The organism is Paraburkholderia sp. J76, from assembly GCF_905220295.1.
Lineage (GTDB): Bacteria > Pseudomonadota > Gammaproteobacteria > Burkholderiales > Burkholderiaceae > Paraburkholderia.
The window spans coordinates 404,533-427,519 of the sequence record NZ_CAJMZJ010000001.1 but is presented as its reverse complement, the minus strand read 5'-3'; the positions used below and the strand labels follow the sequence as shown (position 1 = coordinate 427,519).

20 protein-coding genes and 1 riboswitch are annotated in these 22,987 nt (G+C 65.6%); of the genes, 9 read left to right on the top strand and 11 right to left on the bottom strand.

The window, feature by feature from the left end:
• Window positions 1-14: 14 nt before the first annotated feature.
• The 4 genes from U5768_RS01940 to katE all read right to left on the bottom strand — a co-directional run bounded on the left by U5768_RS01940 (window position 15) and on the right by katE (window position 6,014).
• The gene (locus U5768_RS01940; RefSeq protein ID WP_322028693.1) at window positions 15-980 is read right to left on the bottom strand and encodes an NADP-dependent oxidoreductase; all 966 of its coding nucleotides are present in this window, start codon (window positions 978-980) and stop codon (window positions 15-17) included.
• A 21-nt stretch (window positions 981-1,001) separates the two neighbouring features.
• Entirely contained in the window at window positions 1,002-2,795 is a 1,794-nt protein-coding gene (locus tag U5768_RS01935; RefSeq protein ID WP_322028692.1) for a thiamine pyrophosphate-requiring protein, read from the bottom strand.
• Window positions 2,796-3,051: 256 nt separating this feature from the next.
• A complete protein-coding gene (locus U5768_RS01930; RefSeq protein ID WP_322028691.1) occupies window positions 3,052-3,909 on the bottom strand; it encodes a CHAD domain-containing protein in 858 nt (285 codons plus the stop codon).
• On the bottom strand, window positions 3,906-6,014 hold the full coding sequence (katE, locus tag U5768_RS01925; protein WP_322028690.1) for a catalase HPII: 2,109 nt from the start codon (window positions 6,012-6,014) through the stop codon (window positions 3,906-3,908). Before katE ends, U5768_RS01930 begins: the two co-directional genes overlap by 4 nt.
• Before the next feature lie 175 nt (window positions 6,015-6,189).
• On the opposite strand from katE, the gene U5768_RS01920 reads away from it, so the two are divergent.
• The 5 genes from U5768_RS01920 to U5768_RS01900 all read left to right on the top strand — a co-directional run bounded on the left by U5768_RS01920 (window position 6,190) and on the right by U5768_RS01900 (window position 13,433).
• Window positions 6,190-7,740 (top strand): FAD-dependent oxidoreductase, encoded by a 1,551-nt coding sequence (locus tag U5768_RS01920; protein ID WP_322028689.1) that lies wholly within the window; start codon window positions 6,190-6,192, stop codon window positions 7,738-7,740.
• Window positions 7,741-8,426: 686 nt separating this feature from the next.
• Window positions 8,427-9,038 carry a (2Fe-2S)-binding protein gene (locus U5768_RS01915; protein WP_322028688.1) on the top strand — a complete coding sequence of 204 codons (612 nt, stop codon included), beginning with the start codon at window positions 8,427-8,429 and terminating at the stop codon, window positions 9,036-9,038.
• Window positions 9,035-10,063: a xanthine dehydrogenase family protein subunit M gene (locus U5768_RS01910; RefSeq protein ID WP_322028687.1), complete on the top strand. Its 1,029-nt coding sequence runs from the start codon at window positions 9,035-9,037 to the stop codon at window positions 10,061-10,063. The genes U5768_RS01915 and U5768_RS01910 overlap by 4 nt, the downstream gene beginning before the upstream one ends.
• On the top strand, window positions 10,060-12,339 hold the full coding sequence (locus U5768_RS01905; RefSeq protein ID WP_322028686.1) for a xanthine dehydrogenase family protein molybdopterin-binding subunit: 2,280 nt from the start codon (window positions 10,060-10,062) through the stop codon (window positions 12,337-12,339). The genes U5768_RS01910 and U5768_RS01905 overlap by 4 nt, the downstream gene beginning before the upstream one ends.
• The gene (locus U5768_RS01900; RefSeq protein WP_322028685.1) at window positions 12,336-13,433 is read left to right on the top strand and encodes an enolase C-terminal domain-like protein; all 1,098 of its coding nucleotides are present in this window, start codon (window positions 12,336-12,338) and stop codon (window positions 13,431-13,433) included. The genes U5768_RS01905 and U5768_RS01900 overlap by 4 nt, the downstream gene beginning before the upstream one ends.
• Before the next feature lie 11 nt (window positions 13,434-13,444).
• On the opposite strand, the gene U5768_RS01895 is transcribed toward U5768_RS01900, so the two are convergent.
• From U5768_RS01895 to U5768_RS01885, 3 genes are all read right to left on the bottom strand, one after another.
• Window positions 13,445-14,029: a hypothetical protein gene (locus U5768_RS01895; protein WP_322028684.1), complete on the bottom strand. Its 585-nt coding sequence runs from the start codon at window positions 14,027-14,029 to the stop codon at window positions 13,445-13,447.
• A gap of 119 nt (window positions 14,030-14,148) precedes the next feature.
• Window positions 14,149-15,096 carry an ROK family protein gene (locus U5768_RS01890; RefSeq protein ID WP_322028683.1) on the bottom strand — a complete coding sequence of 316 codons (948 nt, stop codon included), beginning with the start codon at window positions 15,094-15,096 and terminating at the stop codon, window positions 14,149-14,151.
• A gap of 48 nt (window positions 15,097-15,144) precedes the next feature.
• Complete coding sequence (locus tag U5768_RS01885) at window positions 15,145-15,474, bottom strand: hypothetical protein (protein ID WP_322028682.1); 330 nt, start codon at window positions 15,472-15,474, stop codon at window positions 15,145-15,147.
• Window positions 15,475-15,516: 42 nt separating this feature from the next.
• A riboswitch (SAM-I-IV-variant riboswitch) is annotated at window positions 15,517-15,620 on the bottom strand.
• Here U5768_RS01885 and U5768_RS01880 point away from each other — a divergent pair.
• Window positions 15,612-15,845 (top strand): hypothetical protein, encoded by a 234-nt coding sequence (locus U5768_RS01880; protein ID WP_322028681.1) that lies wholly within the window; start codon window positions 15,612-15,614, stop codon window positions 15,843-15,845. Its footprint overlaps the riboswitch before it by 9 nt.
• Here U5768_RS01880 and U5768_RS01875 read toward each other — a convergent pair.
• A complete protein-coding gene (locus tag U5768_RS01875) occupies window positions 15,805-17,559 on the bottom strand; it encodes an IlvD/Edd family dehydratase (RefSeq protein WP_322028680.1) in 1,755 nt (584 codons plus the stop codon). The two genes, U5768_RS01880 and U5768_RS01875, sit on opposite strands and share 41 nt — an antisense overlap.
• Window positions 17,560-17,753: 194 nt before the next feature.
• Here U5768_RS01875 and zwf point away from each other — a divergent pair, with 194 nt between their 5' ends.
• Window positions 17,754-19,385, top strand: a complete 1,632-nt coding sequence (gene zwf, locus U5768_RS01870; RefSeq protein ID WP_322028679.1) for a glucose-6-phosphate dehydrogenase — start codon at window positions 17,754-17,756, stop codon at window positions 19,383-19,385.
• Window positions 19,386-19,407: 22 nt separating this feature from the next.
• A complete protein-coding gene (locus U5768_RS01865; protein WP_322028678.1) occupies window positions 19,408-20,283 on the top strand; it encodes an ROK family protein in 876 nt (291 codons plus the stop codon).
• Window positions 20,284-20,343: 60 nt separating this feature from the next.
• Here the strand turns inward: U5768_RS01865 and U5768_RS01860 are convergent, their stop codons facing one another.
• The gene (locus U5768_RS01860; RefSeq protein ID WP_322028677.1) at window positions 20,344-21,084 is read right to left on the bottom strand and encodes an SDR family NAD(P)-dependent oxidoreductase; all 741 of its coding nucleotides are present in this window, start codon (window positions 21,082-21,084) and stop codon (window positions 20,344-20,346) included.
• Window positions 21,085-21,177: 93 nt separating this feature from the next.
• Window positions 21,178-21,762, bottom strand: a complete 585-nt coding sequence (locus U5768_RS01855) for a TetR/AcrR family transcriptional regulator (RefSeq protein WP_322028676.1) — start codon at window positions 21,760-21,762, stop codon at window positions 21,178-21,180.
• Window positions 21,763-21,913: 151 nt separating this feature from the next.
• On the opposite strand from U5768_RS01855, the gene U5768_RS01850 reads away from it, so the two are divergent.
• Complete coding sequence (locus tag U5768_RS01850; protein WP_322028675.1) at window positions 21,914-22,651, top strand: metallophosphoesterase family protein; 738 nt, start codon at window positions 21,914-21,916, stop codon at window positions 22,649-22,651.
• A gap of 11 nt (window positions 22,652-22,662) precedes the next feature.
• Here U5768_RS01850 and U5768_RS01845 read toward each other — a convergent pair whose 3' ends face one another.
• Window positions 22,663-22,875 (bottom strand): hypothetical protein, encoded by a 213-nt coding sequence (locus U5768_RS01845; protein ID WP_322028674.1) that lies wholly within the window; start codon window positions 22,873-22,875, stop codon window positions 22,663-22,665.
• Window positions 22,876-22,987: the final 112 nt, after the last annotated feature.

The following is a 22,987-nucleotide window of genomic DNA, read 5'->3' as shown; positions in this document are numbered from 1 at the left end:
GGCGGTGCGAACGCTCAAAGCGCGTCGCGCCGCTCGCGCATTACCACGAGCTTGCCATGCAGATGTGCCCCCGCGAGGCGCTCGAAAGCCTTGGGCGTCTCGTCGAAACCGAAACGCTCGACCACTTCCACCTTCACCACGCCTTTCTCCACGAGATCGACGATATGCGCGAGTTGAGCACCGTCCGGGCGCGCCGTATAACGCATCGCGCGCGCGCCATGACGGCTGGCCTGTTCCTGCGAAGGTTCGCCCAACGTCGAGACGAGCGCCCCGCCGTGTTTCACGACCTGCCACGAGCGCTCCTGCGTTTCGCCGCCCACGAGATCGAAAACGAGATCCACCTCGCCCACCTGCTCCTCGAAGCGCTGCGCGCGATAGTCGATGACCTCGCTCGCGCCGAGCGTCATCAGCGCGTCGCGTTCGCTCGCGGACGCCGTGGCGACAACGCGCGCGCCGCAGTGGCGCGCGAACTGCACGGCGAAACGCCCCACGCCGCCGCTCGCGCCTTGAATCAGCACGCGCTCGCCGCCTTGCAGCTTGCCGTGATCGAACAAGCCCTGCCATGCCGTGAGCGCGGCAAGCGGAATGGCGGCGGCCGCATCCACGGCGCACGCAGCGGGCTCGCCCGCCAGCGCGCTTGCGGCAACCACGACATAGTCGGCGAGCGCGCCTTCGCCCTGGCCCACGAACGCGCACACGTGCGCGCCCTGCGGCCAGGCCTGCGCGCCTTCGCCCCTGCGCACCACGACGCCGGCCACGTCGCGGCCCAGCGTATAAGGCAGATTGTCTTGCGTAATGAGCGGATAGCGGCCCTGCAGTGTCTTGAGATCGACGGGATTGAGCGCCGCGGCCCGCACTTCGATCAGCACTTCTCCTGGTGCGGGCTCCGGCACGCGCACGCTTTCCTGCCGCAGCGATTCAATACCGCCAAAGCGCGGCACGCGCCACGCGAGCATCGTCTCGGGAATATCGGCGTTCATCAATGGCTCCTTGCATGCGCTTCATTTCTTGCCCGGCAACACGCTCGCCATCACCTGGCGCGCCGTGCTGGAAATCATGCCGCCCTCGTTCGGGTCGCCTTCCATGAGCGCCCGCGCGAAATGGCGCGCCTGTTCGAGCGTTACGTGCGGCGGCAGCGGCGGCACGTCGGGATCGGTCTTCACTTCGATCACCACGGGGCGCGGCGCGGCGAGCGCCTGCTCCCAGGCGTCGCCCAACTGCGCGGCGTCGTCCACGTAGATGCCCGTGAGTCCGATCAGCTCCGCGAAACGGTGATACGGCACGTTCGGAATATCCTGCGATGCCTCGAATTTCGGATCGCCCTGCATCACGCGCTGCTCCCACGTGACCTGATTCAAATCCTCGTTGTTGAACACGCAACAAATCCAGCGCGGGCTTTCCCATTGGCGCCAGTACTTCGCCACGGTCACGAGTTCGGCCATGTTGTTCATCTGCATGGCGCCGTCGCCCACGAGCGCGATCACGGGCCGCTCGGGATGCGCGAACTTCGCCGCGATGGCGTACGGAACCGCCGCGCCCATGGAAGCCAGACCGCCCGAAAGCGAGCACATCATGCCGCGCCGGATCTTGAGATCGCGCGCATACCAGTTCGCGCACGAGCCCGAATCGCTCGTGACAATCGCGCCATCGGGCAGACGCGGCGAAAGCTCGGTCACGACGCGCTGCGGGTTCACCTTGCCGCTCGTCGCCGCCTGCGCGCGCTCTTCGAGCACGCGCTGCCACCGCTCGCCCGCATGGACGATGCGGTTGCGCCAGCTCGTGGCGTCCTTCTGTTCGAGCAGCGGCAGGAGCGCTCGCAGCGTGGCCGCGCTGTCCCCCACGAGGCTCACCTCCATGGGATAGCGTACGCTGAGCATGCCCGCGTCGAGGTCGATCTGCACCGCGCGCGCGTCGCCTTCTTTCGGCAGAAATTCCGAATACGGGAAGCCGGAGCCGACCATCAGCAAGGTGTCGCATGAGGACATCATCTCGTCGGTCGGCTTCGTGCCGAGCAAACCGATGCTGCCCGTCACCCACGGAATGTCGTCGGGCACCACGGCCTTGCCGAGGAGCGCTTTGGCGACGCCCGCATGCAGGCGTTCCGCCACGGCGATCACCTCGTCGCCGGCGTGCAACGCGCCCGCGCCCACGAGCATCGCCACGCGGCTGCCCGCATTGAGCACTTCGGCGGCGCGCTTGAGGTCCGCCTCGCGCGGCACCACCTCGGGCGCGGAATAGCCCACGCCGGAATGCGCCGTGCCGTGCTTGCGCGGGGGCGGCTCGTATTCGAGTTCCTGTAAGTCGTTGGGCAGCACCATGGCCGTGACCGTGCGCCGCGCGAGCGCGATGCGCACCGCGCGGTCCACCACGTGGCGCACCTGCGCGGGCACGCTGGGCTGCTGCACGTAGGCGCCCGCCACGTCCTTGAACATGGAGACGAGGTCGAGTTCCTGCTGATAATGCGCGCCGAGCGCGGCGCGCGCCTGCTGGCCCGCTATGGCGAGCACCGGCATGTGGTCAAGGCGCGCGTCGTAGAGCCCCGTGAGCAGGTGCGCCGCGCCAGGCCCCGACGTGGCGATGCACACGCCCAGTTCGCCCGTGAATTTGGCGTGCGCGCTCGCCATGAAGGCCGCCATTTCCTCATGGCGCGCCTGCACGAATTCGATCTTGCCCTGCGCGCGCTGCAGCGCGCCGAACATGCCGTTGATGCCGTCGCCGGGATACCCATAGATGCGCCGCACGCCCCATTCGTGCAAACGCTCGATGATGAAGTCGCTCACCGTAGTCGTCGCCATGTCCGTTCTCCTTGCGCGTAGTCCGATTCAGTTGCCGCCTTCGGCATTCGCGCAAACGTCGAACCTGGCGTGGACCTTGCCGCTGGCTTTACTACGGGCTTTCATGCAATGGCCCAAGTCTATATGGGCATAACGATTGCTTCGGCCGAAGCCTCGCTGCATGCGAGGCACGGCCAGCGATAGACCTTGATAAAGCCTTGGGCGGCGGATGGGAGGGAGCGGGGCCGGTTGTATCACCCGCCTCCTCGCCGTCGCCTCAAGCAAGCTTCGCAAGCAGATTCGCCGCTTTTTTCCGGCGCTTTTTGCGCTCGCGGCCGAGCGCCGCGAGCGCGGCATCGGCGTTCGATGAATCGGCAAAGATCTCGCGATGATCCGCGATCAGTCGCTCGCTCGCCACCGCATCATTTAGTTTTCCGAATCGATTCTGAATCCGCTTGAGCGACTTCAGATGCCGAGTTTCGCGGCGCGGCAATATCGATTCGAAAAACTCCAGCAGATAACGCAGACGTTTCGCCCCCTTGCGCACCTCGTGCCACGCCGCGTAATCGCGCCGTTTCGCGCGGCGCGCTCGCCGCATGCGTTTTCCCAGCGAGCGGCGCGCCACGCGCACACGTTCGCGCGCGAGCCGCTTGAGCGGCGTGCGTCGCGGCGACGTATTCAACGCGCGGTTCATCTCGTGAAGCATGTCGCGCAGCGCGTGCTTAAGGTCTGTGGCCGAGAGCGTTTCCCGAGCATGATCGCGCGCCGCTTCTCGTGCCGATGCGAGGCGCTCGTCCGCCAGCGCGGCGGCACTGTCCTTGCCCAGCAGCGCAATGGCGATATCCCAATCGCGCGCCTCGCCCGCTGCCGATGCCGCGCGCTTGAGAAACGCGCGCTGACGATCGACGAACGTGCGACCGAGCAGCGGCCGCCACGCCCATAACAGCGTGCGCAGCCGCCGCAACGCTACGCGCAGCTTGTGCAGCGTCTCCGGCTCGGTGTCGAGCGCGGCGACACGCGCCAGCGCTTCGCTCACCAACGGCTGCGCGTAGCGTGAGAACTGCGATTGCGCGTCGGCGCGTGCGTTTCCGCTTCTCGGGTCCTCGCCGTCCGGTTGCCCTTCGGGCGCGCTCACGCAGGCACCGAGAGCGTCTGCGCCACGCGCGACCACGCGCGATGCTGCCCCGCCGCTTCGATGAACTCCTTCAGCACGCGCTTGAGGTCGGCTGCGTCGCCGCTCGTCACGCCATCCGCCTGGTCGGGCAATTGCGCCGCCGACAGCACGAGGCGGCCCGTATCGACCGCGCCTATCGCCTTCAGATGCTTGAACGCTTCGAGCACGAAGTGACGCGCATCGCCCGACTGCGTGAGCGCCTGCGTGGCCTTCTCGCCACCGGGGACGAATACCGCGTCGAACATGACGGAGGGCATGCCGGTAATGGTCGCATCGGGCGCGATATCGCCGATGGGCGCGAGCGTGGGCGCAATGACGAGCGCCGTCGCGCCCTCCTTCGCGAATGCGTCGCGCAACTGCTTGAGCGTCGCGAGGTCCGCGCCGGGCGCGGTGAGCAACGCGATCTTGCGCGTCTTGATGCCGGGCTGCACGCGATTGAGCAGGCTGAGCGCGGGCGAACTCGCCGTGCGCGGCTTACCCGGCTTGCTGCCCGCCTTGGGCTTGGCCAGTCCGAGCGCCTGCGCCACGGTGCCGGCGAGATCGGCGTCGATGTTCGCGAGAATGGCGTTGACCACGCGTTCGCGTATTTCCGGCTTCGTGACCTTGCCCAGTTCGAACGTATAGGCGGCCTTGATATGTTCCTTTTCCGGCTCGGACATGCTGTTGTAGAACATCGTGGCCTGCGAGAAATGATCCGCGAACGATTCGCTGCGCACGCGGATTTTCACGCCGTCCACGCGTTCCTGGTAGCTCTCGAATCCGCCGTCCTTCGGCTGCGTTTCCTTCGGCCAGCCGCCGCCCACCGAATTCGGCTCGTACGAAGCCTGGCCAACATTGATGGTCTGCCGGTGCATCGCATCGCGCTGGTTGTTCTGGTACGGGCAAACCGGCCGGTTGATCGGAATCTCGTGAAAGTTCGGACCGCCAAGACGGCTGATCTGGGTATCGGTATAGGAAAACAAACGCCCCTGCAACAAGGGATCGTTCGTGAAATCGATACCCGGCACGATGTGTCCCGGATGGAACGCCACCTGTTCCGTCTCCGCGAAGAAGTTGTCCGGATTGCGGTTGAGCGTCATCTTGCCGATGATTTTCACGGGCACTTCTTCCTCGGGCACGAGCTTGGTCGGATCGAGCAGATCGAAGTCGAACTTGTGTTCGTCGCTCTCCTCGATGACCTGCACACCCAGCTCGAACTCGGGATAATCGCCGCGCTCGATGGCTTCCCACAAGTCGCGCCGATGAAAATCGGGGTCCTTGCCTGCGATTTTCTGCGCTTCGTCCCAGAGCAGCGAATAAGAACCCAGCACGGGCCGCCAGTGCCACTTGATGAAACACGCCTTGCCTTTCGCATTGACGAGGCGGAACGTATGGACTCCGAACCCTTCCATGGTGCGCAGGCTGCGCGGTATCGCGCGGTCCGACATGGCCCAGATGACCATGTGCGCGCTTTCCGGCACCAGCGAAACGAAGTCCCAGAACGTGTCGTGCGCGGTGCCGCCCGTGGGCATTTCATCGGGAGCTTCGGGCTTCACGGCGTGCACGAAGTCGGGGAACTTGATCGCGTCCTGAATGAAGAACACGGGCATGTTATTTCCGACCAGATCGAAATTGCCCTCGTCCGTGTAGAACTTGGTGGCGAAGCCGCGAACGTCACGCACGGTGTCCGAGGAACCGCGCGGCCCCTGCACCGTGGAAAACCGCACATAGACGGGCGTTTCCTTCGCCGGATCCTGCAGGAATCCCGCGCGCGTGAGTTCCGCCTGCGATTCGTACACGCGAAAAACCCCATGCGCCGCGGAGCCGCGCGCGTGGACGATGCGCTCGGGAATGCGTTCGTGGTCGAAGTGCGTGATCTTCTCGCGCATGATGAAATCTTCGAGCAGCGAAGGGCCACGCTCGCCCGCGCGCAAGGAGTTCTGGTTATCGGCGATCTTCACGCCCTGGTTGGTGCGAAGCGCCTCGCCGTCCGCGTGCGCGCGGAACGATTCGAGGCTCTGCGATTTGGCGTCGGCCGCCTGCTGCTTGCCCTGCTGCTTGCCATTGGGGCGATTGCGTTGTGACATGGGGGGCTCCATCCAGAGAGTGTTACGACTGGCTCGCCCGCAACGAGAGGCGAGCCTGAGCGAAACCGTGAGCGCAAGCGATGTGCCGCCGCCACCCGCCCGAGTGCGCAGTCAGACTCGGCACGCCATTTGCGCGCCGCCGTAGAAGGCTGGCATGCGCGAACGGGAGCGGACGATGGCTGCATGGATCAAGGCAATGGACGTGGCTGAATTGCCCGCGCCGGGCATGCGGCGCGTGGAGCTGGAAGGCGTGGCCGTGCTGCTCGTGAACGCCGGTGACGACCGCATTCGAGCGTTCGGGGCGGACTGCCCGCACGCAGGCGCGCCGCTCGAGAAGGGGGCGCTGTGCGAGGGCCGTATCGTTTGCCCCTGGCACAAGGGCGCATTCTCGATCGACAGCGGCGCGTGGCTCGAACCGCCCCCGCTGGAAGGCTTGACGTCGTACCCTGTGCGTGTCGATACGGACGCCATCTTCGTCGAACTCGAGCCGCAGCGCACGGTCCGCGCACCGACCACGCACGCGGGCCCCGCGAGCCGCTTCGCGGTGATCGGCGGTGGCGCGGCGGGCGCGGCAGCGCTGGCCACTCTGCTCGAAAGCGATCTAGCCTGCGAAGTCACGCTGTTCGCCGCTGAACCGCAAGCGCCCTACGACCGGACCTGCCTCAGCAAATTCGTGCCCGCCGGCGAGATGCCGCCCGACGAAGTTCCGCCCGTGCTGCCCGAATCGGTGATGCACGACCCGCGACTTCGCATCGACCACACCGAAGTTAGACATTTCGATGTCCAAACCAAAAAGGTGACGCTTGCGGACGGTTACGAGACCGCCTTCGACGCCGTGCTCCTTGCGACTGGATCGGTCGCGAAGCGGCCCGACATACCGGGGGCGGACCTCGGCAACATCTACACGCTGCGCAACCTGAAAGACGCCGGCGCTATTCTCGACGCGCTCGCACCGAACGATCACGCCGCGATTCTCGGCGACAGCTTCATCGCCCTCGAAACGGCCTCGGCATTGCGCAAGCGCGGTGTCGAAGTCACCCTCGTCGCGCCCGGCGGGCCGCCGCTGCAACGCGTGCTTGGGGAGCGCGTGGGCGCGATGTTCCGCGACTGGCACGAAGCGAACGGCGTGGTGTTCCGGCACGCGAAGGCGCTGCGTTTCAAAGGCGCGCAGGCGGTTGAAGCGGTCGAACTCGACGATGGGAGTTCGCTGCCCGCGAAAGCCGTGATCGTCGGCATTGGCGTGCGGCCCGCGACTGAATTCGTGAGCGGACTCGATATCGGAGAGGACGGCGGACTCGACGTGGACGCCACGATGCGTGTGGGGAGCGGCGAGATCTACGCGGCAGGCGATATCGCGCGATTTCCGTTGGGCGGAGCAATGCCGTCGGCGCAGCGGACGCGCATCGAGCATTGGCGCGTGGCGCAGCAGCATGGGCGCATCGCTGCGCTCAATATGATGGGCCGGAATGTGCGCTATGAAGGCGTGCCGTTTTTCTGGACTCAGCATTACGATAAACGTGTGGAGTATCTCGGGCATGCCGGGCAGTGGGATGATCTGGTGATATCCGGGCGGGCCGGAGATGAACGTTTCGGGGTTCTTTATGTTGGGGCGGGGCGTGTTCTGGCGGTGCTCGCATGCGGCTTCGAGCGCGAGATGGCGATTTTGAGCGAGCGTATGCGGGAGACTCTTTCTGCTGATGCTGTGCGCGGGATTTTGGGGTTCTGATTTGGGGTGGGGGCGCCCGGGGTGGTTCCGTGCGCTGTTTTAGTACTCCACGCGCTTGCTTTGAATGCTTCGTTCGCGGCGGTATGCAAGCGTTGCCCCTGTGCGGGGCGGCACCTACTTTCTTTGCAGCGGCAAAGAAAGTAGGCAAAGAAAGCCGCTCAAACCGCCAATGCCTGTCACCATTCACCTCGCACAGTACAGCCGGTGGCTCCGGAGCGTCTGGCGTCTCGCACCATTCTCGTCAGTGACAAAGCACTCATTCGTTTCCGCTGCTCGCTGCGCTCGCAGCGGTCGGGTCTGCGTGGGAAACCGGTCTTGTGCCAGAGCAGCGGGGTTTCGTTATGCCCTTCGGGGCGCGTAGCGCCGCCGGAAGGATGAGTGCCTTGTCACTCCGATTGTGGGCGAGTGGTGACGGACGCTCCGGAGCCACTGGCTGTACTGCGCGAGGTGAATGGTGGCTGGCGCTGGCGGTTTGAGCGGCTTTCTTTTGCCTACTTTTCTTTGCCGCTGCAAAGAAAAGTAGGTGCCGCCCCGCACAGGGGCAACGCTGGCATACCACCGCGAAAACAGGAAAAAGCCAAAGCGAAAGGCCAAAGCGAAAGGCCAAACCGAAAGACCAAAAAGCGCCCCCAGGCAAGCGCATTGCGCACACCCCCCTCGCACTGCTCTTTCCAAAGAGGCCCCTAATGCACACAGTAACCCGCACCGGCGCGCCGCGCCCGACCGCCAGCCAGGCCAGGCAGGCCGAAAAGTCCAGACAGCCCCCCCACATCCACCCCCACACCCCACCCGAAACAATCCCCTTCGAACTCACCATCAACGGCACGCCCCACACCCTGCACATCGAACCCTGGACGAGCCTGCTCGACCTCCTGCGCGAGCACCTCCACCTCACCGGCACGAAGAAAGGTTGCGATCACGGCCAGTGCGGCGCATGCACGGTACTCATAAACGGTACGCGCATCAACGCGTGTCTCGCGCTCGCCGTGTCGCACGACGGAGCCGAAATCACGACAATCGAAGGACTCGCACAAGGCGACGCGCTCCACCCCGTGCAGCAAGCTTTCATCGACCACGACGCCTTTCAGTGCGGTTACTGCACATCGGGCCAGATCTGCTCGGCCGTGGGCCTGCTCGCCGAAGGCCACGCGCAGTGCCGCGACGACGTGCGCGAGCAGATGAGCGGCAATCTCTGTCGATGCGGCGCCTATGTCAACATCGCCAACGCGGTGGATGGCGTGCGCCGTGCGCAAAATGTAGCCGCCAGCGAACAGCCGCACGAGGGAGAGGAACCATGAACCGCTTCTCCTACACCCGCGCGAAAAGCGTCGCCGACGCCGTGCGCCTGCACTACGTGACGCCTCGCGCCGAATTTCTCGCCGGCGGCACGAATCTCGTCGATCTGATGCGCGAGGACGTCATGCGCCCCGCCGCGATCATCGACATCACGCGGTTGCCGCTGCGCGACATCGAAGCGACGGAAGACGGCGGTCTGCGCATCGGCGCGCTCGTCACCAATAGCGCGCTCGCCTGGGACGCGCGCGTAACAGAGCGCTATCCACTGCTCGCGCAGGCGCTGCTCGCCGGCGCGTCCGCGCAAATCCGCAACGCGGCGACCGTAGGCGGCAATCTGCTCCAGCGCACACGCTGCCTCTATTTTTACGACCCCGCCACCTGCTGCAACAAGCGTGCGCCGGGCTCGGGCTGCGCCGCGCTGGAGGGCGTGAATCGCATGCACGCGATCTTCGGCGCGAGCGACCATTGCATCGCCACGCATCCCTCGGACATGTGCGTCGCGCTCGAAGCGCTCGACGCGACGCTGCACGTGGCGGGCCGGCACGGTACACGCACGCTGCCCTTCGACAGCCTGCATCGCCTGCCCGGCCACACGCCGCACCGCGAAACCACGCTCGCCAACGAGGAACTCATCACCGCCCTCGAACTACCGCACGAGGGCTATGCGCAGCACTTCACGTATCTGAAGCTGCGCGATCGCCAGTCGTACGCCTTCGCGCTCGTTTCGGTCGCGCTGGGCATGCGCGTGGAAGACGGCATCATGCGCGCGCTAGGCTGCGCGCTGGGCGGCGTGGCGCACAAGCCCTGGCGCGATCGCGAAGCCGAAAAACTGCTGATCGGCCACGCCATCGACGACACACGCGCCATCGAACGCTTCGCCGACGCCGTGGTCGCGCACGCCGATCCGCGCCCCGGCAACGCGTTCAAGGTCGATCTCGCGCGGCGCGCGATCGTGCGCGCTTTCGAACAGGCGCTCACGTCGCGAGCCACCGGCGACGGCGCGGAAGACTTCGGGGAACCATCATGAGCACTACGTACGAATCGCAACAGATCGCCGGTCATATCGCCCGCATCGGCGCACCGCTCTCGCGCGTCGACGGCCGCAGCAAGGTCACGGGCGCCGCGCGCTATGCCGCCGAATTCACGGCCGCCGGGCTCGTGCACGGCGCGGTAGTCAATGCCGCGATCGCGCGCGGCGAGATCGTCGCCATCGATGCTTCCGCTGCGCTCGCGCTGCCTGGCGTGCTGCACGTGCTCACGCACGAAAACCGCCCCCCGCTCGCCGAAGAGGACGCAGCGTGGAAAGACCAGGTCGCGCCGGGCGGCACGCCGTTTCGTCCGCTCGGCAATGCGCATGTTTCGTTTGCGGGCCAGCCCATTGCGCTCGTGGTCGCGCAAACGCCTGAACTCGCGCACTACGCGGCGTCGCTCGTGCGCGTGCGCTACCGCAGCGAGGCGCATCAGACCGAACTGGCCCGCGTCGTGAAGGACGCGGTCGTTCCCTCGACGGAAAAAGGCGGTTTCGAGCCGCCGCCCAAGCCTCGCGGGCACGCGTACCGGGCGCTGGCGCACGCTCACGCGCGCACCGACGCGTTTTACAGCACGCCCACGGAATTTCATCAGCCAATGGAAATGCACGGCTGCACCGTCGTGCCTTCCGCCGACGGGCGCTATACCGTCTACGAGAAAACCCAAGGGGTCGGTAATACTCAGCAGTACCTAATGAAGGTATTTGGTCTGCCGCAGGACCGCGTGCGCGTGATTTCGCCGTTCGTGGGCGGCGCATTCGGCGCGGGGCTGCGCCCGCAATATCATCTGCCGCTCGCGATGATGGCGGCGCGCGCGCTGCGTCTGCCCGTGCGCGTGGCGCTAACGCGCAAGCAGATGTTCACCGTCGGGCACCGGGCCGCCTCGATCCAGCACGTCGCGCTCGGCGCGCAACGCGACGGCCGCCTCGAAGCCATCGTTCATGAGGCCGTGGGCGAAACCTCGCAGTTCGAGGATTTCACCGATGTCGTCGTCAACTGGGCGGCGCGGCTTTATCGCGCGCCGAATGTGCAGCTTGGCTACAAGCTCGGGCGGCTCGACGTATACACGCCACTCGACATGCGCGCGCCGGGCGCCGCGCAAGGTCTCTACGCGCTCGAATGCGGCATGGACGAACTGGCCGTTGCGCTCGGCATGGACCCGCTGGAACTGCGCATCCGCAATTACGCCGACGAAGACGCCACCAGGCAGTTGCCGTATTCGAGCAAGGCGCTGCTCGACTGCTACGCGCAAGGCGCGGAACGTTTTGGCTGGGGCGCGCGCATTGCCGCGCCGCGCGCCATGCGCGAGGGTCACGAACTGGTCGGCTACGGCATGGCCACGGGCATCTGGGAAGCTTTGCAGAACGAAGCAACCGTGCGCGCCGTGCTCAACGCACAGGGCCGCCTCGAACTCGCGAGCGCCACGGCCGACATCGGCACCGGCACTTATACGGCCATTTCGCAGATCGCCGCCGACGCGCTGCACATGGCTATCGACGAGGTGGAGTTCACGCTCGGCGACACGTCGCTGCCGCCCGCGCCGATAGAGGGCGGCTCGTGGACGGTGTCTTCGGTGGGCAGCGCCGCATCGCTTGCGTGCACGCGGTTGCGCTCGCGCCTCGCGCAACTGTTGCCCGCGCACGGCGGCGTGGCGTTCGCCAATCTCGACCCCGGCATGCTCGACGAAGCGCTCGCGATAGAGGGCGGCGAAGTGAGGTTGCACGAGAGCGCAGGCCGCCCCGATACGCGCGTCCGCATTGCCGACGTGCTCGCCGACGCGGGCATGAAAACGCTAGAAGAGCAGGTCACACTCAAGCCCGAGGATCGCCAGAAGCAGTATTCGATGGCGACGCATTCGGCCGTATTCGCCGAAGTGCGCGTGGACGAAACCCTCGGCGTCGTGCGCGTCGCGCGCGTGGTGAGCGCGGTCGCGGCGGGGCGCATCGTCAACCCGAAAACGGCCGCGAACCAGATCGCGGGCGGCGTGGTGTGGGGCATCGGCATGGCGCTGCACGAAGAGGCGCAGTTCGACCATACGCTCGGGCGCGTGATGAATCACAACCTCGCGGAATATCACGTGCCGGTGAATCGCGACATCGGCGAGATCGACGTGCTGTTCGTGGACGAGCACGACGACGTGGTGAATCCGCTCGGCGCGAAGGGCGTGGGCGAGATCGGCGTGGTGGGCGTGGCCGCCGCCGTGGCGAACGCGATCTACAACGCGACGGGCAAGCGCGTTCGCGATCTGCCGATCACGCTCGACAAGCTGCTGTGAACACGCCACGCGTCACGCGCCTCGAAGCCCGCGCCTACACGATCCCCACCGACCGCCCCGAAGCGGACGGCACGATCGCCTGGCGCTCCACCACGCTCGTGCTCGTCGAGATCGACACGCCCGGCTTCACCGGCGTGGGCTACACCTACGCGCATGCGGGCGCGGCGGCGCTCGTGGAGAGCGTGCTCGGCGACGCGGTGCGCCAGCACGATATTTTCGATATCGCGCGCATCAATCTGGAAATGCAGCGGGCCGTGCGCAACATCGGGCGGCCGGGAATCGCGGCCTGCGCGATTTCCGCTGTCGACGCCGCGCTCTGGGACCTCAAGGCGAAGGCGCTCGGCATTCCGCTGTGCGTGCTGCTCGGCATGCAGCGCGAGCGAGTGCCGGTGTACGGCAGCGGTGGCTTCACGAGCTACGACATCAAGACGCTCGCGAAGCAGTTGCGCGGCTGGGTCGAGCACGACGGCTGCGCGTGGGTCAAGATGAAAGTCGGCTCGCATCCGGGCGACGACCCGGCGCGCGTGGCGGCGGCGCGCCAGGCGATCGGCGGTATGGCGGGTCTCTTCGTCGATGCCAATGGCGCGTATGAGGTCAAGCAGGCGCAGCGGCTCGCGCAATGCTTCGAGCAAGAGGACGTGCAGTGGTTCGAAGAGCCCGTTTCCTCGGACGACCGCCGCGGCCTCGCCGCGCTGCGCGCCGTCCTGCCCGCGCGCATGGCGCTCGCGGCGGGCGAATACGCCTTCACGGCCGACGACTTTCGCGCGCTGCTCGAAACCCACGCCGTGGACGTGCTCCAGGCGGACGCCACACGCTGCTGCGGCATCACGGGTTTTCTCCAGGCCGACGCGCTATGCGATGCCTGGCACACGCCGCTCTCGGCGCATTGCGCGCCCGCGCTGCATCTGCACCCGGCGTGCGCGGCGCGGCGGCTCGTGCATATCGAGTGGTTCCACGATCACGCGCGCATCGAGGCAATGCTGTTCGAAGGCGCGCCGCGTGTGCATGCCGGCCATATCGCGCCCGACCTCTCGCGCCCCGGCCACGGCCTCGCGTTCCGGCACGCCGACGCCGAACGCTACGCGGTGGGCTAACGCGCCGTCATTCAACTGTCAGGTGGGCGCGCGGGGACCTGCTGCCAGCCGCCGGCGCAGGTTCGCACATACGGGTAATAGGTCTGCGACGCCGCGCAGTAATACCAGACGCCATAGGGGGGCCCGCTGTCCTGGCCGCCTGGGCCGCCCTGGCCGCCGTATTGCGGCTGGGCCTGGGCGTCGCCCTCCTCGATCCATTGCGTGGGCTGCGGGAAGTCGCCGGAAACGTAGGGGTAATAGACGCTCCCGATGTACGCCGGATAGTAGTAAGGGTAGAACGGATAGCCGTAGACGAAACCGGGGCCGTAATAGAAACCCACCGAGCCGCAGCAGCCATACCACCCGTGATAGTAGCCGCCGCGATACCAGCCGTAGCCGTGGTAATAGCCACCGTGGTAGTAGCCGCCATGGTAATAACCGCCGTGGTAGCCGCCGTTCCAGCCGCCGCTGTGGTTCACGCCGCCCCAGCCGCCGCCTCCCCATCCGCCACCGCCGCCGCCGTGCACCCATCCGCCGCCTCTGCCCGCGCTCGCCGCGGCGCTCGCGCATAGCGCCGCGAGGACGAGCAGAAGTCTGCACAATTCACGCCATTTCATGATGCTCACCCTGATAGCCGCCGCCGATACGCTGACCGATAACTATCGATAGCCGTTGGCTGCACTAACCAGTTTAGGCGTCGGAAGCCCATTTTTCCTGGGCGCCCGATCACGGCGCGTTACGGCGCCTGAAAATCGTCCTGCCGCGCAACGATGGCCGCGCCGACGAGTCCGCCGTCGCCCCGAAACGCGCCCGGAACGACTATGCGTTCGCGAAATTGCCGCAGCGTGCGCTGGCGCACTGCGGCATCGAGCGCATCGATGAGCGCGGTCACGTTCGAAAGTCCGCCGCAAACCGGGACGGCCGATGCGCCGGTGATGTTGATTACCGCGGCGAGCGGTTCCGATACGAGCGCGAGCCACGCCGAAACGGTGCGCTGCGCGCGAACGCTGCCTCGCTGCCAGTCGTCGAGTATGGAGCGGCTGTCTTTCTGTTCGTCGTTCAGGAGTGCGTTGAGACGTTCGAGACCGCGCGCGCCGCCGATGGTATCGACGCAGCCCGTGCGGCCGCAACCGCAACGCAATGCGCGCAAAGGCTGCGCGTGGCCGGTGCCGTCGAAGTCGAGGTGCGTGCTCACGGGCAGGCCGTGGCCCCACTCGCCCGAGATGCCGTTCGCGCCGCCGGCCACGCGGCCTCCCACCACGAGTCCGCCGCCCACGCCGGAGCCGAGCACCACGCAAAACACCACGTCGTGGCCCGCACCCGCGCCCTGCACTCCCTCCGCCAATGCGAGGCAGTCGGCGTCGTTTGCAATGCGTACGCGCCGCCCGAGCCGGGCGCTCAACTCCGCGCCGAGCACGCGACCCGAAACGCAGGGCACGTTCGACGAGCAGATCACGCCGGTTGCGGGATCGATCGCTCCGGCCATCGAAATCACGAGCGGCGAGCGGGTCGCGCCCATATGACGATCCGCGAGGGATTGGAGGGTCGCGCCAAATGCCTCCCAACTGTCGATCGGGGTGGGCACGCTTTCGAGAAGGCGCACCTGGCCAGGACTCGCCGATACGCCGAGCCTGACGTACGAGCCGCCGATGTCCGCGACAAAAACTACTGAGTCTGCTGGCACCCTCGCTCCTCTCTCCGTGAGTTTGGCGCGCCAGCCTGCGCTGCGGCTTCAGCGGGCGCGAACGAAATGATGCTCAATCCTCGCACGCAACACGCCGTCCACAGCCGCTAGCCGTTCGCGCAGCCGCACCGCCCGCCGTTCGGTCATTTCGCCAAATACGATTTTTTGCTCGAGCACGTCGCCGCAGCGCGTGACCGCCCATCGGTCGACCATCACCTGTTCGCCGTCGAGCACGTCGGCGGCAGTCTTAACCACGCCGAGATCCAGACCGGACACCAGGTGAACGGTATGAGTCAGCGTGAAGCCGGGAAGACAGTGCGAAAAGTCCTCGCAGGCCGAGGACGAAGAAAAGGGAGAGGCGGGGATATCGTGACGCATGATGGCTCCGGATGAAGGTTGATCGAACCGGTGCCAGCTACGCCGCTCCCGTTTCGTTGCCGTAAATCGGCCGCATCGCCTCAAGGGCTTCCACCTTGCCCGGGAGGGCAGGTTGGCGTCGGTCAGTCCGACTCTGGATGCTTGGTTTTGCTTTGCTTGGTTTTGCTTTGCTTGGTTTTGCTTTGCTTGGTTTTGCTTTGCTTGGTTTTGCTTTGCTTGGTTTTGCTTTGCTTGGTTTTGCTTTGCTTTGCTTGGTTTTGCTTTACTGCGCCTGTTCGATATTCCGAACAGGCATTTCATTATACCGGAAAAAGGGAGTCGGGCAAGGCGCTACTTCCTCGGCACCGCGCCGCGCGATTCGGCCGCCCTGAGGAAATCGAAGTCGGCGCCCTTGTCCGCCTGGGTCACGGTGTCCAGAAAGAGCTTGTGATAGCCGCGGCTTGCCGTGGGCTCGGTCACGGGGTTCGCCTGCGCCCGGCGCCGCAGTTCTTCGTCGTCCACGAGCAAGGCGATCTCGCGGTTCGCCACGCTCAGGCGGACACGGTCGCCGTTGCGGACATGCGCAAGCGGCCCGCCTATGGCGGCTTCCGGCGTGACGTGCAGCACGATTGTCCCGAATGCGGTGCCGCTCATCCGCCCATCCGAAATCCGCACCATGTCTTTCACCCCGGCGCGCGCGAGCTTCTTGGGGATCGGGATATAGCCCGCTTCTGGCATGCCCGGCGCGCCTTTCGGCCCGATGCGCTTGAGGACGATGACGTCGTCGGCGTTCACGTCGAGGTCGTCGGAATCGATGCGCTCTGCCATATCGCCGGCGTCCTCGAACACGACCGCACGGCCCTCGTGCTCCATCAGCGCCGCGGATGCCGCCGATTGTTTGATGACCGCGCCGCCCGGCGCAAGATTGCCGCGCAGAACGGCAAGCCCGCCTTGCGGGTAAACGGGCGCGCTGAGCGGTTTCACCACGTCTTGCGCGAAGCGCGGCCCGGCGCGCTCCATTTCCTCGCCCAGCGTGCGCCCGGTCACGGTCATGGCGTCGAGATGAAGCAGGGGCTTCAGTTCGTGAAGCAGCGTGGCCATGCCGCCCGCTCGATGAAAGTCCTCCATGTAGTGCTCGCCGGAGGGCTTCAGGTTGAGCAGCACCGGGGTTTCGCGACCCATGCGGTCCACCGCGTCCAGGTCGATGTCGAAGCCCATGCGCCCCGCAATGGCGGCCAGATGCACGATGCCGTTCGTCGAACCCCCAATGGCGAGCAGCACGCGCAAGCCGTTCTCGAACGACTCGGCGCTAAGCACGCGGTCGATGGTGAGACGGCGTGCGGCCATCTCCACGGCCTGCGCGCCTGTCTGCTCGGCCACGCGCATGCGATCCGAGGTCACGGCGGGCGGCGACGCGCCGCCCGGCATCGTCATGCCCATGGCTTCGGCCACGCAAGCCATCGTACTGGCCGTGCCCATGACGGCACAGGTGCCCACGCTCGGGACGAGCCGGTCGTTCACCTCGGCGATCTCCTCGAGCGTCGCTTCGCCCGCGCGAAATTTGCCCCAATAGCGGCGACAATCCGTACACGCGCCGACGCGCTCGCCGCGATGCGCGCCCGTCACCATCGACCCCGTAATGAGCTGAATGGCGGGAATGCCCGCCGATGCCGCGCCCATCAACTGCGCGGGCACCGTCTTGTCGCAGCCGCCGATCAGCACGACCGCGTCCATGGGCTGCGCGCGAATCATTTCCTCCGTATCCATCGACATGAGGTTTCGCATGAACATGCTGGTCGGCTGCGAAAAGCTTTCGTGGATGGAAATGGTCGGGAATTCCATCGGCAACCCGCCCGCCAGCAGAATGCCGCGCTTGAGCGCTTCGAGCAGTTGAGGCACGTTGCCGTGGCACGGGTTGTACGCGCTGCCCGTATTCGTGATGCCGATTACGGGGCGCTGCAGCGCGTCGTCGGTATAGCCGGCGCCCTTGATGAAAGCCTTGCGAAGGAAGAGCGAAAAGTCCGTGTCGCCGTAATTCGTGAGCCCGCCGCGCATGCCCTGCGCATCGGGGGAATCGTTTTCGTTCGGGGCATTCTTTTCGGACATGGCCGCTATCCTCGTTTCGGTTCGCGTTCGTGAAATCGCCGTTGCCGCCAAGGGTACTGCTGAATACGTTCGACTGCTCGCGCGTTATTACAAAACGCCTTCAAATAACGGATTGAACTCAATGCGCGCAAACTGGGTCAGTCAAGGTATCGGATTTGCTTGCTGTGCTCATTTCGGTCCACTGAAGCGAAATCATGTCGACAAACCAGACCCCGCCCGATTCTGCCAACGAAGCTTCCCGCGCGCCTGCCAGCGCCAAAGTGCCCGCGCATCCGCAAGGCGCGCCGGCCGCGCCCGGCGCCCCCGCCTCGCCCGCGGGCAAGCATCCCGCGCCGCCCTGCACGCTCGTCATTTTCGGCGCGGGCGGCGACTTGACCCAGCGCCTTTTGATGCCCGCGCTTTACAACCTCGCCGTCGACCGTCTGCTCGACGACGGCATGAAGATCATCGGCGTGAATCACGGCGAGCGCGAAACGAAAGCCTGGGCCGACGATCTGCACGCCGCGCTGCAAAAATTCGCCGCCGACAAGGCGAGCACCTTCCACGCCGGCAAGCTCGACGACCACGCGTGGGACTGGGTCGCGCAGCGACTCACCTACATGGCCGGCGAATTCGAGGACGACAGCGCGTACCAGCGTCTCGCGCAGCAACTGAACGGACAGTCGCGCGGCAACGTCGTGTTCTATCTCGCCGTGGGCGCGCGCTTCTTCAAGCCGATTATCGAGCATCTCGGCAAGGCCGGTTTGCTCGACGAGGGCAGCGACAGCAACGGCCCGTTCCGCCGCGTGGTGATCGAAAAGCCCTTCGGCGCCGATCTCGCTTCGGCGCGCGACCTGAACCAGCACGTGCTGGGCTTCGCGAAGGAGTCGCAGGTCTATCGCATCGACCATTTCCTCGGCAAGGACACGGTGCAGAGCATTCTCGCGCTGCGTTTCGCCAACGCCATGTTCGAACCTGTCTGGCGGCGCGAGTACATCGACAGCGTGCAGATCACGGCTTCCGAAGTCATCGGCGTGGAAGGCCGCGGCAAGTTCTACGAGCAGACGGGCGCGTTTCGCGACATGGTGCCCAACCACCTCTTTCAATTGCTCGGCATGGTCGCCATGGAGCCGCCCAATTCGTTCGACGCCGAAGCGGTACGCAACAAGAAGGCCGAAATCTTCGAAGCGCTCAAGCCGCTCACTCCCGACGACGTGGTGTTCGGGCAATACGCAAAAGGTCCGGCGGGCGTGGGCTACCGCGACGAGCCCGACGTGGAGAAAGACAGCCGCACCGAAACCTACGCGGCCGCGCGCGTGCACATCGACAACTGGCGCTGGGCGGGCGTGCCGTTTTATCTGCGTACCGGCAAGCGGCTCGCGGCGCGGCGCACGGAGATTTCGGTGCAGTTGAAGAGCGTGCCGTTTCTGCTATTTCGCGACACGCCGGTCGAGACGCTCACGCCCAACGTGCTCACGCTGCGTATCGACCCGTCGCATGGCACGACCTTCGATTTCAACGTGAAGACACCGGGGCCTGTCGTGCAGATCGGCCCGGTGCATTCGTCGTTCGATTACGATGACTTCTTCGCGGAACACGCCAACGTGGGCTACGAAACGCTGCTCTACGACTGCATGCTCGGCGACCAGACGCTCTTTCAACGCGCCGACGGCATTGAGGCGGCATGGTCGGCGGTGGATGGCGTGCTGCATCCGGAGGGCGACGCGGCGCTTCCCGTGCACGACTACGCCGCGGGCAGCGAAGGCCCGCCCCAGGCCGACGCCCTGCTCGCGCGCGACGGCCGCGCCTGGCGCCCCCTCGCCCAGCCGCAAACGAACAAGAAGTGAACGCGAAAGCCAAGGAGAACGTATGGCCAGAATCGAAAAAGCGGTGAAGAAAAGCGCCGTGAAAAGCGCAGTAAAAGGCGCAGCAAAAGGCGCAGCAAAGGGCGCGGCAGGCGTGACGCAAGCCTCGCAGGACATCGACAACATCCTCGCCATCGACATAGGCGGAACGGGCCTGAAGGCAGCGATCGTCGATGCGAACTGCACCATGCGCACGGAGCGCGTGCGCGTGGCGACGCCGCATCCGTGCCCGCCCGCCCTGCTCGTGGATACGCTCGCAAAGCTCGTCGAGCCGCTGCTCAAGCAGTACCCGTCAACGCACGTTTCGATCGGCTTTCCTGGTTTCGTGCGCAACAATCGCGTGCTCACGGCGCCGCATATCGGACCCGAAGGCTGGAACGACGTGCCGCTCGCGCAGATGCTGGGCGAGCGCCTGGGCATTGCAGCGGTACGCATGATCAACGACGCGGAAATGCAGGGCCTCGCCGCCATCGAAGGACAAGGCCTGGAATTCGTGATGACGCTCGGCACCGGCGTCGGCACGGCCATGTTCCGCGACGGCGAACTGATGCCGCACCTCGAACTCGCGCATCATCCGGTCAGCAAGAAGCACGCTTACGACGAGTACATCGGCGACGCCGCGCGCAGCAAGTGCGGAAACAAGCGCTGGAACGCGCGCGTCGAGAAGGTCATCGGCATACTCGAATCGCTCGTGCACTACGACAAGCTGTGGATAGGCGGCGGCAACGCGGCGCGCCTCAAGTTCGATTTGCCGCCGAACGTGGCGACCGTGCCCAACGATCGCGGCATCGAAGGCGGCGCGCGTTTGTGGCACCCGCGCTCGGTGCGCGAAACGCGGCAGTTGCCCGAGGCTGCGCAACGCGCGGGCAAGTTCAGGTAAATCGCTGACCCGCATCGCGAAGCGGCGCTGGCGGCCATTGCCCGCCAGCGCAGATGAATCTCACAGCGCCATGCCTCCGTCAATGGTGAGGCTTGACCCCGTCATATAACCCGATTCCCTGCGCGCGAGCCACGCAACGAGCCCCGCGATCTCGTCCGGGTCCGCCGCGCGCCCGAGCGGAATGAGCGGCTTGATCGCCTCGACGTGCCCGGCGGTCATGTCGGTGATCGTCGGTCCTGGCTGGATGTTGTTCACCGTAATGCCGCGGCTCGCGAGGTCCAGGGCCGCGCCCTTCACCATGACCGCCACGGCGGCCTTCGTCATCGAGTACACGCTCGAACCGCGATGGCCGCTCCTCACCGCCGTATTGCTGCCGATCGTGACGATGCGTCCGCCGTCGCCTATTTGCGCGGCGGCGGCCTGAATGGCGAGAAACACGCCGCGCACGTTGATGCCGAGCATGCGATCGAGATCTTCGACGCTCACCGTCGCGATGTCGCCGAGCTTGAGAATGCCCGCGTTGATCACGGCAATATTCAGCTTTCCGAATCGTTCCACTGCCTGGGAAACGGCAGCGCGAATCGCGGCCGGATCGGCGCTGTCCGCGTGAATGGCGAGGCCCGCGCGGCCCGTGGCTTCAATTGCGGCGACGGTTTCTGCCGCGCGCTGCGGCGTCGAAACGTACGTCAGCGCGACGTCGGCGCCTTCCTGCGCGAGACGTCGTGCCGCCGCCGCGCCAATGCCCCGCGAGCCGCCGAATACGATCGCTGTTTTTCCTTCGAGTGTGCGCGATGCTTCCATCTGCCTCTCCTTTTTTGATTGATCAGTCCATAACCAAGCGAAAAATAAACCGCGCGAATACGGCTTGCGCGGTTCGATGGCTACCGGTTCGGATCAGCGCGCCTTGAAGCGGTCGATGGCAAAGCGCGCCAGTGCGCGCAGGCTCTTCGCATCGCTCCCGGCGCGCGCCGCGAGTTGAATGCCCTGCATGGTCATCTGCACGAACGCGGCGGCCTGGCGCGCGTCGAGGTTCGTGTCGATTTCGCCGCACGCCTGGCCTTCGCGAATACGTTCAATAAGGCGCTTCGAAAGACGCGGGGCGACCTTGTTGCGCAGCGCGACGAGTTCAGGGTCCGCGGCGCCGAATTCGCTCATCGCCCCCACGCCCATGCAGCCAAGCGCGCGTTCGTCTTGATCGTCGGCCACGAGGCCCAGCAACAGCGCCTCGACACCGCCCAGCGGCGAGGCGCCCTTATTCAGGCGCTCGATATGCCCCGCCGTGCTTTCGGTTTGATAGCGCGCCAGCGCTTCGAGGTAAAGCTTGCGCTTGTCGCCGAACGCGTTATAGAGGCTCTGCCGCCCGATATTCATTGCGGCAAGCAAGTCCTCGGTGGACGTCGAGGCATAGCCTTTCGCCCAGAACACACGCAGCGCGCGCCCCAGTGCCTCGTCCCGATCGAATTCTCGTGGTCTAACCATGAGGCGAGAATAAGATTTATGGACTGATCTGTCAATAATGCAAGGCAATCGACCCAAAACGCAAACACGAACGATCGGTCGTGGACACCGGGCGGCGATTCGTCCAGAATCGCCCAATTCACGACTTTCGCGGCCAGCCTCCGTTCGCACCATGAAAATCGCGGCGCTTTCCGACATTCACGGCAATTTACCCGCTCTCGAAGCGGTGCTCGACGATATCGAGCGGCAAGGGGCGGATGTGATCGTCAATCTGGGCGACATCCTTTCTGGCCCGCTTTATCCGGTGCAAACGGCGGAGCGCTTGATGCAGCTCGGCTTGCCCACGATACGCGGCAATCACGAAAGACAGCTTCTTGGCGCGGATTGCACTCGCATGGGGCCGTCGGACCGCTTCGCGCGCGAAGCGCTGAGGGAAGAACATCTCGCGTGGGTCAGGGCGTTGCCGCCCACGCTATGGCTCGACAGCGACGTGCTGCTCGTGCACGGCACGCCGCAGGACGACCTCTCCTATTTCCTCGAAACCGTCACCGCAGACGGATGCCGGACGGCGACGCACGGCGAGGTCAGACGCCGCGCCGCCGAGATCGAGGCGACGTTGATACTGTGCGGCCACACGCATCTCGCGCGTTCGATGCAGCTCGCGGACGGCCGCTTCATCGTGAACCCGGGCAGTGTCGGCCTGCCCGCGTACGAGGATACGCACCCTTTTGCGCATCGCATGGAAATGGGGACGCCCCATGCGCGCTACGCGAGCGTCACGCGAAGCTCGCGCGGCTGGGAGGTGGAGTTTCGCGCCGTGGAGTACGACTGGCACGCCGCCGCCGCGCTCGCTGCCGCCAATGGCCGGCCCGACTGGGAAACGGCGCTTCGCACCGGTTATTGCTCGTAGCTTCGGCCCGGTTAATGCGTGTGGACCAAAGCAACATAGCCAGCGAGAAACGGCACAAAAAGTAGCGCCGCCGTGACGAGCGCGCGCATCTGCTTCGAGCGTTCGTTGTCCGCCGCCACGTGGGCGTCGGCTGCGACCGTTTCTTCGGCGGGCGCGAACGAGTACAGCGTTTGAACGCGGTTGATGAGTTGCGAATGGTCGATCAGCGAGGAAAGCGGGCTCATGACGGTTCTCCGGACACCTGGGGTTGCAGGACAGGTATCAGGATAGGCAGACCACGCCGCGCGCCATATCGAATGATTTCGAGATGAAGTGCGGCGCGCTGACGCGCCCGCC

Coding starts and splice junctions, on each gene's coding strand:
- U5768_RS01875 (WP_322028680.1), bottom strand. CDS start 17,559: ATGTCCGAAAAGAATGCCCCGAACGAAAACGATTCCCCCGATGCGCAG.
- U5768_RS01850 (WP_322028675.1), top strand. CDS start 21,914: ATGAAAATCGCGGCGCTTTCCGACATTCACGGCAATTTACCCGCTCTC.
- U5768_RS01885 (WP_322028682.1), bottom strand. CDS start 15,474: ATGCGTCACGATATCCCCGCCTCTCCCTTTTCTTCGTCCTCGGCCTGC.
- U5768_RS01845 (WP_322028674.1), bottom strand. CDS start 22,875: ATGAGCCCGCTTTCCTCGCTGATCGACCATTCGCAACTCATCAACCGC.
- zwf (WP_322028679.1), top strand. CDS start 17,754: ATGTCGACAAACCAGACCCCGCCCGATTCTGCCAACGAAGCTTCCCGC.
- U5768_RS01915 (WP_322028688.1), top strand. CDS start 8,427: ATGCACACAGTAACCCGCACCGGCGCGCCGCGCCCGACCGCCAGCCAG.
- U5768_RS01895 (WP_322028684.1), bottom strand. CDS start 14,029: ATGAAATGGCGTGAATTGTGCAGACTTCTGCTCGTCCTCGCGGCGCTA.
- U5768_RS01865 (WP_322028678.1), top strand. CDS start 19,408: ATGGCCAGAATCGAAAAAGCGGTGAAGAAAAGCGCCGTGAAAAGCGCA.
- U5768_RS01940 (WP_322028693.1), bottom strand. CDS start 980: ATGAACGCCGATATTCCCGAGACGATGCTCGCGTGGCGCGTGCCGCGC.
- U5768_RS01860 (WP_322028677.1), bottom strand. CDS start 21,084: ATGGAAGCATCGCGCACACTCGAAGGAAAAACAGCGATCGTATTCGGC.
- U5768_RS01905 (WP_322028686.1), top strand. CDS start 10,060: ATGAGCACTACGTACGAATCGCAACAGATCGCCGGTCATATCGCCCGC.
- U5768_RS01920 (WP_322028689.1), top strand. CDS start 6,190: ATGGCTGCATGGATCAAGGCAATGGACGTGGCTGAATTGCCCGCGCCG.
- U5768_RS01880 (WP_322028681.1), top strand. CDS start 15,612: ATGCTTGGTTTTGCTTTGCTTGGTTTTGCTTTGCTTGGTTTTGCTTTG.
- U5768_RS01935 (WP_322028692.1), bottom strand. CDS start 2,795: ATGGCGACGACTACGGTGAGCGACTTCATCATCGAGCGTTTGCACGAA.
- katE (WP_322028690.1), bottom strand. CDS start 6,014: ATGTCACAACGCAATCGCCCCAATGGCAAGCAGCAGGGCAAGCAGCAG.
- U5768_RS01855 (WP_322028676.1), bottom strand. CDS start 21,762: ATGGTTAGACCACGAGAATTCGATCGGGACGAGGCACTGGGGCGCGCG.
- U5768_RS01910 (WP_322028687.1), top strand. CDS start 9,035: ATGAACCGCTTCTCCTACACCCGCGCGAAAAGCGTCGCCGACGCCGTG.